9 protein-coding genes are annotated in these 10,138 nt (G+C 63.0%); 5 read left to right on the plus strand and 4 right to left on the minus strand.

From position 1 onward, the window contains the following. Positions 1 to 49: 49 nt before the first annotated feature. From ABR948_RS10325 to ABR948_RS10335, 3 genes are all read left to right on the plus strand, one after another. Positions 50 to 1,174 (plus strand): transglycosylase SLT domain-containing protein, encoded by a 1,125-nt coding sequence (locus ABR948_RS10325; RefSeq protein ID WP_428116744.1) that lies wholly within the window; start codon positions 50 to 52, stop codon positions 1,172 to 1,174. Positions 1,175 to 1,720: 546 nt separating this feature from the next. Continuing rightward, a complete protein-coding gene (locus ABR948_RS10330; RefSeq protein ID WP_428116746.1) occupies positions 1,721 to 3,361 on the plus strand; it encodes a phospholipase D-like domain-containing protein in 1,641 nt (546 codons plus the stop codon). A 281-nt stretch (positions 3,362 to 3,642) separates the two neighbouring features. After that, the gene (locus tag ABR948_RS10335; protein WP_428116749.1) at positions 3,643 to 4,818 is read left to right on the plus strand and encodes a DUF2336 domain-containing protein; all 1,176 of its coding nucleotides are present in this window, start codon (positions 3,643 to 3,645) and stop codon (positions 4,816 to 4,818) included. Between the two features lie 150 nt (positions 4,819 to 4,968). Here the strand turns inward: ABR948_RS10335 and ABR948_RS10340 are convergent, their stop codons facing one another. The 3 genes from ABR948_RS10340 to ABR948_RS10350 all read right to left on the minus strand — a co-directional run bounded on the left by ABR948_RS10340 (position 4,969) and on the right by ABR948_RS10350 (position 7,070). Continuing rightward, positions 4,969 to 5,547: an Hpt domain-containing protein gene (locus ABR948_RS10340; protein ID WP_428116752.1), complete on the minus strand. Its 579-nt coding sequence runs from the start codon at positions 5,545 to 5,547 to the stop codon at positions 4,969 to 4,971. A gap of 48 nt (positions 5,548 to 5,595) precedes the next feature. Then, entirely contained in the window at positions 5,596 to 6,141 is a 546-nt protein-coding gene (locus tag ABR948_RS10345) for a response regulator (RefSeq protein WP_428116754.1), read from the minus strand. A 149-nt stretch (positions 6,142 to 6,290) separates the two neighbouring features. After that, positions 6,291 to 7,070 (minus strand): NAD kinase, encoded by a 780-nt coding sequence (locus tag ABR948_RS10350; RefSeq protein ID WP_428116756.1) that lies wholly within the window; start codon positions 7,068 to 7,070, stop codon positions 6,291 to 6,293. 276 nt (positions 7,071 to 7,346) lie between these two features. Here ABR948_RS10350 and ABR948_RS10355 point away from each other — a divergent pair, with 276 nt between their 5' ends. Further along, the gene (locus tag ABR948_RS10355; RefSeq protein ID WP_428116759.1) at positions 7,347 to 8,915 is read left to right on the plus strand and encodes a S10 family peptidase; all 1,569 of its coding nucleotides are present in this window, start codon (positions 7,347 to 7,349) and stop codon (positions 8,913 to 8,915) included. 63 nt (positions 8,916 to 8,978) lie between these two features. Here ABR948_RS10355 and ABR948_RS10360 read toward each other — a convergent pair whose 3' ends face one another. Next, on the minus strand, positions 8,979 to 9,524 hold the full coding sequence (locus ABR948_RS10360; RefSeq protein ID WP_428116761.1) for a tetratricopeptide repeat protein: 546 nt from the start codon (positions 9,522 to 9,524) through the stop codon (positions 8,979 to 8,981). Between the two features lie 289 nt (positions 9,525 to 9,813). On the opposite strand from ABR948_RS10360, the gene ABR948_RS10365 reads away from it, so the two are divergent. Further along, a complete protein-coding gene (locus tag ABR948_RS10365; protein ID WP_428116763.1) occupies positions 9,814 to 10,089 on the plus strand; it encodes a His-rich protein BRANT in 276 nt (91 codons plus the stop codon). Positions 10,090 to 10,138 lie beyond the last annotated feature (49 nt).

The following is a 10,138-nucleotide window of genomic DNA, read 5'->3' on the forward strand; positions in this document are numbered from 1 at the left end:
GCTCTCGAACAGGCCGGGTGGGTCATTTCGCGGGGAGCGGAGACCAAACATGTCGGCCGACACTTCAAACGCCACGCCATCGGCAGGTGTTGACCCGTCGCGCGTGCGGATTGCCGGCGCGATCAAGCAGGCTGCGGGCTCGACCGGCGCCAGCTTCGAATATCTGCTGGCGACTGCGAAGATGGAATCGGATTTCAATCCGACCGCAGGCGCCTCGACCTCGTCGGCGCACGGGCTTTATCAGTTCATCGACCAGACCTGGCTCGGCACCGTGAAGGAAGCCGGCGCCCAGTTCGGCTACGGCCAATATGCCGACGCCATCTCCAAATCCTCGTCCGGCAGTTATTCGGTCAGCGATCCCACGGCGCGGGCCGCGATCATGAAGCTACGCGACGACCCCGTCGTCAGCTCGGCGATGGCGGGCGTGCTGACCCAGTCCAACAGTTTCAATCTCACCGGCAAGATCGGCCGCCGCCCGACCGACGCCGAACTCTATATGGCGCACTTCATGGGTGTCGGCGGCGCAGCCAAGCTGATTACCAGTGCCGAGGATGACCCGAAGGCCTCCGGCGCGCAGCTGTTTCCCAACGCCGCCGCGGCCAACCGTTCGATCTTCTACGACAGCACCGGGCGGGCGCGCAGCGTCTCCGAAGTCTATTCGGTGCTGACGTCGCGTTATGCCAGCGCCGCCAATTCACAGGCCGCACGCAGTGCGATGGCGGCGGTGGGTGGCGTGCCTTCAACCACGGCCGTCGCCAGTGCGGCGCAAGCGGCCCCGGTCGAAAACGCGGCCTTCCTGCAGAGCTTCCCGGATACCCGCGCGGCGGCGCCGGTCACGACAGCCTCCGCATCGGTCACCATGGCCTCGGCGTCGACCACGACTGCACCGGCCGACCTGACCTTCCGTTCTCTGTTTCAGTTCGGCGAACGCGCCCAGCCGGTGTCGTCAGCGGTTCGGGAATTGTGGGGTAATTCTTCGTCACTGACATCGGTTGCATCGGCAAGCCCGGATGCGTCAGCAACCCCGGTTGCGTCAGCAACCCAGATTGCGTCAGCAATCCCGGTTGCATCAGCGACGGCAACTTCGCCGTCGTCACCGACGGCAACGCTGGCGGTCAGCAGGCCGCAAGGGCTCGATCTCTTCAGCGACCGCAGTGGAACCTTCAGCGGCTAGCAGAAAAGCGCGCGCTGAATTTAGCGCCCGGGTCCTGGCGGGCCGCGCCGCCATGTCCTGGTGTCATCCAGGTGCATTCCAAATCTTGTACAATTTTGGATAGAGCGTTAGGCTGGCGGCAAGCGCTATGTCCAACGTGGCAGGAGGCGACCCATGTCCATAGATTTAAAAGTCTACGACAACGGCGATCATACGGCCCTGGTTTGGCTGCCCGCTGACCTCAAGCCGATTCCGGGATGTCTTGGGTTCACGGTGCGCCGGGTGCAGAAGGGCAGCCCCGATACCTATCTGCATGGATTTGTCGGTTTCTCCGACACGGACAAGTTCGATCCCACCGCGCCGTGGAAGCATCCAGTGCAGCGCTTCATGTGGTGGGACTATGGCGTGAAGCCGGGCGATGTCGTGCAGTACTCGGTGGTGCCGGTGGTCGGGCCGGACAAGGACCATCTGACGCTTGGGACCGCGAACGCCAGCGCGTTGACGACCGAGATGACGATTTCCGGCCAGGCGACGCCAAAGGTATCGGCCTATTTCAACAAGGGGATCGTGGCGGCACAATGGGTGTCGCGCGCGCTTGCCGCGCTCGGCAAGAAACCAAATATCAAAACCATCATCGACACGCCCGGCAATCCGCTAAGAAACGAACTGAGCGGGCTGCTGCGCCCGCAAATTCTGGGGCTGCTCGCCGATGTGAAAAAGAACAACGGCGAGATTTACGCCGCGTTGTATGAACTCAACGACCCCGAACTGATCGGTGCCCTCAAGACGCTTGGCAAGAAGTGCCATCTGATACTGGCCAATGGCGCTTTCAAGCCGCCGACTAATGATGAGAACAAGGATATCCGCGGGCAATTGCGCAACGTCGTCGATCTGCACGACCGCCTCGTGACGGGCAGGCATTTTGCGCACAACAAGTTCGTCGTCTTTTGTGACGCCAGTGGAAAACCGCAGCAGGTCCTCTCCGGCAGCACCAACTGGACCATGACCGGGCTGTGCACCCAGGCCAACAACAGCGTCATCGTTGACGATCCGGATCTGGCCGCCGATTTTCTCAACGAGTGGAATCTTCTCAAGGATGCCGGCAATGCATATCCGCCAAGTCTGGAAACGGCCAATTCGACTTCCAGGTCGTTCAACGTCGATGGCGGCCGCATCACCCAGTGGTTCGCGCCGACCAGTGCCGGGCAAGATTTGGATTATGCGCGCCAACTGATCAATGCCGCCAAGGAGGGCATTCTCTTCCTGTTCTTCAATCCCGGCGTGTTCGTTGCGGAAGGCCAGCCGGAAGAGAAGTGGACCCTGCTGCAAAACATTCTGTTCAGACACCACCAGGGCACTGCCAACTTTAACGCCGGTCTCTACATTCGCGGCGTGGTGAACCAGGAGATTGCCGGACTGACCACGGAGTCCACCGGCAAACCGTCGAAACATGCGGCCCTCGATCCGTCGTCGGCGACGCCGGTGACGCTGTTCAATGGTGGCAATCAGCCGCCGCAGCGCCTTGGCTACGATTCGATGGTGCCCGCAAATATCAAGAGTGTCTTTCACGACTGGGCCACGGAAATGCTGGGGGCAGGCGTGCACATTCACAGCAAGGTCGTCGTGCTCGATCCCTTCGGTGTGAATCCCGTGGTCATGACCGGTTCGCACAATCTTGGCTACAAGGCTTCGACGGCGAACGACGACAATCTGATGATCATCGAAGGCAATGCGCCGCTGGCTGCGGCGTACGCAGCCAACATCATTGCAATCTACCAGGCCTATCGGTGGAATGCCTATGTCGAGGCGCATCGGCAGGATCCGAAAGTCTGGCACGGCCTTGTCGAACAGGCGTCGTGGCAAAACGATTATCTCACCGGCGACCATCTGAGCGAAATTCAGTTCTGGCTTGGCTTGCACGCAGCGCCGCCGCCACCTCCACCGGGCGGCCCAGCCGCGCGCACGGCTACCGCGACCGGCCCGGCGCCAACACCTCCCAGGAGCGCGTCCAAGAGCGGGCCAAAGCGTGCGCCCAAGGCCGCACGCGCAGGCAAAAAGAAGGGCGGCGCGAGAAAAGCCGCCGCCAAAAAAAAGAAAGCTCCGGCAAAGAAGCACAAGCGGGCCGGGAAAAAGTCGGTCAAGAAGAAGCTGGCCAAGAAAAAATCGGCGAAGAAAAAATCAGTAAAGACGAAGAAGAAAAAGCGGTGATCAGGTGCTCCCCCGGCGGCGCGCTTGCGCTGACCGGGGCGTCGTCGCGAGCATAAGCCTGCGGTCATCCTTCGAGACGCCGTGGAAAGGCGCGGCGCCGCGGACGAGGGTGGATGCAGCTTAGGCGATCATCGCAAGGTTTTCCTTCCCCGCACCCTTAACAAAACGTCAATAAAACCAGTCGTTTATGGTGAACGCTTTGTTAAGCGTCGTGGTTTATTTTCTCTGACAGTGGCATCGCGTCACGGTGTCGTTTTCGGGTTGCGTAGGCCGGCAGGATCATGATCGTTCGGCAGTTCATTGGTTGGATACGTACCGCGCCGGCAGGCGAGCGGGCAGAGGCGACGCGATCTTTGGCGCGCGCCTGGCTGGTTTCAGATCTTTCCGCGGACGACCGCGCCGCCGCCGAGGGCGCGCTGTTGATGCTGCTCGACGATGCCTCGCCGCTGGTACGCCAGGCGATGGCCGAAGTGTTTGCGCGCAGCGCGCAGGCGCCCGCCGCCATCGTGCAGGCGCTGTCGGTCGACCAGCCATCGGTAGCACTTCCAGTCCTCGAGCATTCACCGCTTCTGATCGACGCCGATCTCGTCGACATCGTCGCCACAGGCAATTGCGAAACGCAATGCGCCATCGCGCGGCGCATCCATCTGCCGGCCTCGGTCTGTGCCGCGATCGCCGAAGTCGGCACGCCGGCGGCGGCGCTGGAGCTGATCGAAAATGCCTATGCGGAGCTGGCGCCGTTTTCATGGGACCGCATTGTCGAGCGTCACGGCCATCTCGCCGCGATCCGGGAATCGATGCTGGTGCTGGACGGCTTGCCCGCCGCGACGCGGGCCGCGCTGGTCGCCAAATTGTCGGATACGCTGGCGCAGTTCGTGGTCGCCCGCAATTGGCTGAGCGCCGATCGCGCCGGAAGGGTCACGAGCGAGGCGCGCGAACGCTCGACGGTGAACATCGCCGCGGTTTCGCGCGGCGACGATATGAGTGGCCTGGTGCAGCATCTGCGCGCCACCGGCCAGCTCACCGCGGGACTGATCCTGCGCGCGCTGCTGTCGGGCAATCTCGAACTGTTCGATTCGGCACTGGCGGAACTGTCCGGGCTGCCGCGGGCGCGGGTCTCCGCGCTGCTTCACGATCGCGGCGGCGCCAGCCTGCAGGCGCTGCTGCGGCGGGCCGGGCTGCCGGAATCGACCTTCGCGGCGTTCCATATGGCGCTCGAAGTCAGTCATGAAACCGGATTCGTCGACAGCGCCGGAAGCGCGACACGATTGCGGCGCCGCATGGTGGAGCGCGTGCTGACGCATTGCGAAACCGACCGGCAGGCCGCCGAACCGCTGCTGATCCTGCTGCGGCGCTTCGCGACCGAGTCGGCGCGGGAAGAAGCCCGCATGTTCTGCGACGAGCTGATGGCCGATGAGGCCATTGCGCCGATCCAGCATGGGCTGATCGCGGCTTAAGCGACGCTGTATCGACAAACGAGCTGTCGTCCCTGCGAAAGCAGGGACCCATAACCACCAGCGTTGATTATTTTAGAAGATAGCGGACACATCGCCCAATTGATGAGCCGCGGCGTATAGGTCCCTGCTTGCGCAGGGACGACATTGTATCTATTCCGCCGGCACGATGCTGGGGGCGAGGATCGCTTCGAGGTGCTCGGGCCGGTCGCGGTTGACCTGAGCCAGATACTCGTCGGCGACGCCGCGCAGTTGCCGGCTCAGTTCGCTGGCCGTGCTGGCGGTGTCGAGCTTGGTGTGCTCGTGCACGATGGCCTTGATGGCATTGATGTGATGCGCGATCAGATCGGACGGCACCTTGTCGAGATCGGGCGCGTGCTCGATGATTCGGCACAGGCTTTCGGCGGTGGCGCCGGCGGACGGGAAGCCGAAGGTGGCGGCGTCGCCCTTGATGTCATGGGCGGCGCGAAACAGCTCTTCGCGCGTGGCCTTGGTAAAGCCGTCCTTGAGAACGGCGGCGTGAGCGGCCGCGAGCCGGTCGGTCTCGGCCGCCATCCAGTTCTTGAATTCGCCGGACAGGCCGGCGAGGGCCTTTTCGGCGCGCGCCACCGGGTCGTCGAGATCCTTTTCGGCGACACGCCGCAACACCTTGCGCAACGGATTGGGTTGCGTGATCACGTGATGGTCGGCGTAGGTCTGGATCTGCACCGTTGAGGACTTGTCTTTCGCCATGATGGTTTCCTTCGGCCTTTCCTTGGGCCTCACCTTGGGCCTCGCGCGCTAGACCGAGGTCCGGGCCTTGTCCAGCAGCGAGGGCTGCTGAAGGACTTCCACCTCGCCGCCGATGCGGCGTTCGGGACCGATATAGGCATTGGCCGTATTGCGCCGGCGGTCCGGGCCGAAATAGGTCTTGGTCTTGATGAAGGGGCGGGGATTGGCGACGACGTTGAGAATGCGCTGATACAGCCCCTTGGCCGAAATCGGCTTGGCGAGAAATTCGGTCACGCCGGCGTCGCGTGCCACCGTCACCCGCCGCTTCTCGGAATGGCCGGTCAGCATGATGATGGGGGCGAACGGGTTGCCCTTCGATTCCGGCTGCCGGATCATCTGCGCCAGTTCGAGCCCATCGAAAATCGGCATCGACCAGTCGGTGATGACGATATCCGGAACGTAGTGGCTGTACATTTCCAGCGCGGTGGCGCCGTCCTCGGACTCATAGACCTCGCGTGCGCCGAACGAATGCAGCAGCGTCCGCAGGATGCGGCGCATGTGCGGATTGTCGTCGCAGACAAGAAATCGCAGCTTGTTGAAATCGATGCGAAACATGGCCAGGCCCTAAGCGTATGCCGGCGAAAACGGTATACCCGACGTTAACCATATCCCGCTCCCGTTAACGAAGGGTTGCGAACGGCACTTGCAGAGCTTGTTATGGGAACTTCCCGATGCCGTCCCGGCGCGGGCGGGGAGGCGGAGTCTCAGTACCCGAATTGCTCGCTCAGGATTCGCTCTTCCAGGCTGTGGCCGGGGTCGAACAGCATCCGCATCGAGATGGTCCGGTCCGACAGTACCTCGACGCGGCGGACGTCGCGCACCTCGTAGTGGTCGGCCACGGCCGCCACCGGGCGTTTGTCGCCCTCGAGCACTTCGATGACGACAAAGGCGGTGTTGGGGAGCAGGGCGCCGCGCCAGCGCCGCGGCCGGAACGCGCTGATCGGCGTCAGCGCCAATAGCGAAGCGTTGATCGGCAGGATCGGCCCCTGTGCCGAAAGATTGTAGGCGGTCGATCCCGCCGGCGTCGCCACCAGGATGCCGTCGGCGATCAGCTCGGGCATGCGTTCGCGTTCGTCGATCAAGATCCTCAGGCGCGCCGCCTGGTAGGTCTGGCGGTACAGATAGACCTCGTTGATGGCATGGTGAAGATGCACCACGTCATGCGCGTCGGTGGCGCGCATCAATAGTGGATGGATCACGGATTCCTTGGCCGCCGCCAGACGGGCGTGCAGGTCGTGGGTGCTGAATTCGTTCATCAGGAAGCCGACGGTGCCACGATGCATGCCGTAGATCGGCTTGCCCGAGTGCATGTTCTGATGCAGCGTTTGCAGCATCAATCCATCGCCGCCGAGCGCGACCACGATGTCGGCATCGGCGGGATCATGATTGCCGTAAAGCTCGACCAGCTGCGCCAGGGCTTGCTGGGACTCGGCGCCTGCGCTCGCGACGAAGGCGATCCGGTCATGTCGCGGGGGGCTGGTCATGGGATCGCGGGCTCACTGGGCGCTGAGGGAAGCGGTTACACCGGGATCGTCCAGACGACCCCGGGATCGTCTAAACGATCCCAGGGGATCGTCTATACAACCCCGGGGTCGTCTATACGACCTTGGCTGTCCTTGTCGAGATAGCTGTCCGGCGTCCGCGGCGCTCCCCGGTCTGTCGCAATTTTGATCCAGAACCCGCCTCGCGCCGGAAAATGCCCGCTTTCCTGCGTGAACGTCATGATACCGGTTAACGCGGGAAGCAGGGAGACAACAGGCATGGCCGTTGAATTCATCGGGCCGCGCCATCTGCGGCTGGTTCTGGCATTTCTGGCGTTCGCGATGATGGCCGGCGCGCGCGCACAGGACGCGCCGCCGCCCCAGCCGCAACCGGCCGCGACGCCGTCGGGTCAGAAATCGGGCGCGCCGGGCGGGCGCGGTAGTCAGGCAACTGCGCCAGCCGCCGCCGAGCAACACCGGCTGCCGGCGGATTCCACCACCAAACAGACGGTGGCGCTCCCCGGGCGCACGCTCGCCTTCACCGCCACCGCCGGTTCGATCCATCTGTTCAACGACAAGGGCGAGCCGCAGGCCGACATTGCCTATACCGCCTATCAGCTGGACGGCGCCGAGCCGCATAGCCGTCCCGTGACCTTCTTCTTCAACGGCGGGCCGGGCGCGGCTTCGGCCTATCTGCAACTCGGCGCTACCGGACCGTGGCGGCTGCCGATCGGCGCCGACGCGGCGGTTTCCTCCGCCTCGCCCGATCTTGTGCCCAATGCCGAGACCTGGCTCGACTTCACCGATCTCGTCTACGTCGATCCCGTCGGTACCGGCTATAGCCGCTTCGTCGCGACCGACGAGGATGTGCGCAAGCGATTTTACTCGATCGACGGCGACGTCAATGCGCTCGCGGTCGTGGTGCGCCGCTGGCTGGAAAAGTCCGACCGCCTGCTGTCGCCCAAATTCATCGTCGGCGAAAGCTATGGCGGCATTCGTGTGCCGAAGATGGTTCACGAATTGCAGACCGAGCAGGGCGTCGGGGTCAGGGGCCTGATCCTGATTTCGCCGGTGCTCGACTTCCGCGAATATAGCGGCTCCAGCATTCTGCAATATGTCGCGAGCCTTCCCACCATGGCCGCCGTCGCGCGCGAAGCGAAGAGTCCGGTGAGCCGCGCCGACATCGCCGATGTCGAAACCTATGCGCGCGGCGATTTCCTGGGCGACCTCATCAAGGGCGAGGCCGACACCGCGGCGACGACGCGGCTTGCCGATAGCGTGGCGGCACTGACGGGGATCGATCAGGCCGTGAGCCGCAGGCTGGCCGGGCGTTTTGACGTCAACGAATTTCGCCGCGAGTTCGACCGCCGCGACGGCAAGGTGACCGGACGCTATGATGCATCGGTTTTGGGCTTCGATCCCAATCCGGACTCAAGCTCCTCGCGTTTCAGCGATCCGTCCGGCGATCCCCTGATCGCGCCGCTGACCAGTGCGGCGGTCGACCTCATCACGCGCAAGCTGAACTGGCGGCCGGACGGGTCCTATCATCTGCTCAATGGTTCAGTCGAGCGGTCCTGGGATTTCGGCCGCGGCCGCAGTCCCGCCGAATCGATCTCGGAGCTGCGCCAGATTCTGGCACTCGATCCGAAACTGAAGCTGCTGGTCGGGCACGGGCTGTTCGATCTCGCCACGCCGTATTTTGGTTCGAAAATCCTGCTCGACCAGTTACCGGCCTACGCTTCACTGGAGCGGGTGAAGCTCGTCGTCTATCCCGGCGGGCACATGTTCTATTCGCGTGAAGGCTCGCGCCGGGCGTTTCGCGCCGAGGCCGAGATGATGATGAAGTAAGAAGCCCAAAACAAAACCGGCGCAAACCCTTGAGGTCTGCGCCGGTTTTGCGTTGGCCAAAACTCAGTAAACCAGACCGGTCCCGGTCGGCTTGTCGAGCGCTGCGGCGAGCGAGCGGTATTCCGCGCAATCGGTGCCGCAAATCTGGCCGATCTTGTTGAGGTGGTACTGCGCCTGATCGCGGTTGCCCTGTTCGAGCTGCCACAGTCCGTAATACTGCCAGGTCCGCACGTGGTTGGGATCGGCCTGCAGCGCGCGCTCGTACCAGATCTGCGAGATCTTGTAGTCTCCGAGCTTGCGATAGGAGTAGCCGATCAGATTGGCGACGTCGGCGCGGTCGTCATGGCCGAGCGCCTTCAACTGCTCGATCGCCGCAGCGTAATCGTTGCGGTCGTAGATCGTGGCATAGGCGGTACGATAGCCCTCGATGAATTTGGGATCGTCGATGCTTGAGCTTTTGTCGCTCTTCTTTTTCTTGTCCTTGCTCGAGTCCGTGGCCGGCGGAGCCGGATTGTCGCCGCCCGCGGCGTAGGCCGAAACCAGGGGCACGGCGACCAGCGCCATCACGTACATTGCCAGTGTCAAAAGCCGGATCGCAAATTTGGTCATGCGTCTCTCCTGATGTCGGTTGGGACAATCCTATACCGAAGCTCGCTGATTTGAACACCCGCCGCCATTGAACATTCCCGTGACATTTTTTTCGATCTTCGGGAATTTCCGGGCCGACCGCATGGTCGGGGCGGCGTTCGAACATGACGAAGATGTCATCCAGATGAACGAAGTCCGTCGCCGCGCTTCAGGATGGGTTCAGCGCCGGAATCATAAGGTCGCAGCATGATCCGCGAGCCCGGCCATCCGACCGGCCACTCCATGATCCCTTTCGAAAGAGGACACCACCATGTTGAAGACTATTTCCGCGGCGCTGCTCGCAGTTTCCGTTCTCGCCGCCCCCGTGCTGGCGGCCACTCCCGCCAGCACCAGCAAGGCGCCCGTCATCAAGACCGAGCAAATGAAGCCGAGCGTGCTGAACGCCAATGCCAAGATGGGCCGCCATCATGTCAAGCATCGTCATCACCGCCATCATCGCTTCCACAAGCGGATGGGCGCGCTCAAGACGCACAGCTCCGCGAAGGTCGCGATCAAGCACGTGACGCATCCCGCCAAACGCGGCTGACACCGGCCGCGGGCGCCCTTGATCCGCGGGCGTCGGCTGTTTTCTGCCA

The sequence above is a fragment of the Bradyrhizobium sp. genome (assembly GCF_050014615.1).
Taxonomy (GTDB): Bacteria; Pseudomonadota; Alphaproteobacteria; order Rhizobiales; family Xanthobacteraceae; genus Bradyrhizobium.